Origin of the sequence: Legionella feeleii, from assembly GCF_001467625.1 — a bacterium.
GTDB lineage: Bacteria > Pseudomonadota > Gammaproteobacteria > Legionellales > Legionellaceae > Tatlockia > Tatlockia feeleii.
The window spans coordinates 1-563 of sequence record NZ_LNYB01000045.1 but is presented as its reverse complement, the minus strand read 5'-3'; the positions used below and the strand labels follow the sequence as shown (position 1 = coordinate 563).

Here is a 563-nt window from a genome sequence, read left to right as displayed (position 1 = left end):
AAATTCGCCGTTATCGCCTGACTATATTAAGCGCTTATCATCCCTTGTTCGGGAGGTGAATGAGCAGTTAAAAGGGTACGTATCGCACACCGTTAATCGCTATCAGGAGGTGGTTAATCATGGTAACAGGTCATGATGATGAGCATGATTTCCTTGACGACTCATGGCAGACAAGACGCTTTGTATCCCCTTCATTCCATGAGGAAGAGAGGAATCGAAAAGCAGGCGAGCGAACAAGGAAAAAGTCCTTAAGAATTCCTGCGGATATTAAATACTATAAGCGAACTAATGCGCCTCTATCCTATCAGCGATTATCCCTTTCAGAGCAGCTTCGCATTGCCTCAAGCGTTCAGCAGGCGGTTATTAAAGTGACGAGTTATGGCAAAGGCTTTGATAAAGTCATGGGGCATCTTCAATACCTCAGTAGGGATTTTGATTTACCGCTGGAAACGCAGGATAAAGCGCTTCTGTTAACTCGTGAGGAATCAATGGATTTACTCGCCTCATGGCAAGCCTCTTATTTTGATAATCGTAAGAATTCCCGTGATACGGTTCACTATGTA

Annotated in this window: 1 protein-coding gene; it reads left to right on the top strand. The window is 44.0% G+C overall.

The features are described from left to right. Window positions 1-119: 119 nt before the first annotated feature. A partial coding sequence (locus Lfee_RS06405) for a hypothetical protein (RefSeq protein WP_156413366.1) occupies window positions 120-563 on the top strand: 444 nt, incomplete at its 3' end.